This window comes from Kurthia sp. Dielmo (genome assembly GCF_000307285.2).
Taxonomy (GTDB): domain Bacteria; phylum Bacillota; class Bacilli; order Bacillales_A; family Planococcaceae; genus Kurthia; species Kurthia populi.
Genome location: NZ_CAEP01000196.1, coordinates 1 through 557, shown reverse-complemented (window position 1 = coordinate 557; position 557 = coordinate 1). Strand labels below are relative to the sequence as shown.

General features: G+C 41.1%; 1 protein-coding gene. It reads left to right on the top strand.

Going from position 1 to position 557, the window contains the following annotated elements; translation table 11 throughout:
- Positions 1-48 precede the first annotated feature (48 nt).
- On the top strand, positions 49-557 hold a 509-nt coding region (locus KTHG_RS00155), incomplete at its 3' end, for an SMI1/KNR4 family protein (RefSeq protein ID WP_139991801.1).

Below are 557 nucleotides of genomic sequence, written 5' to 3'. Positions count from 1 at the left end.
AAATGACAAATACCTATCAAAAGAGAAGATGGAAGGGATTTTTAGATAATGATATTCAAGCAATTTGACTGGTCAGAAGTAAAAGAACCTGCAACAGACGCAGAAGTGGCTCAAATCGAAGAAGAACTACAGGTGAAACTACCGGAGGATTTTCTTGAAGAATTACGTCCCTATTTTGGTGGACAGACAGAAGATAATTTAGTGTGGGATGGCTTAGCATTTAGCCAACTATTAGCTCTTGCTGACAGAGGACTCTATAGTAAAACACCGTTGATAATCCGAGGTGATCTGGTAGATGAAGGAAGAATGCCGAAGGAATTAGTCCCTTTTGCTGAAACAGCGGGTGGTGACTTTTTCTGTCTTGATTATTATGGAGGACCTGAAAATCCAACCGTGGCCTATTGGAGTCATGAAGGTTCCGATTCGATTGAAAATTTAATGGAGGATGACGGCCTGACGGAAGAGGAGGCTGTTGCTCATTTACGTGAGCACTCAACAAGCTATTTAGCGGAAACCTTCACAGAGTTTGCAAAAGATTTAATTACCTACGAGGAATA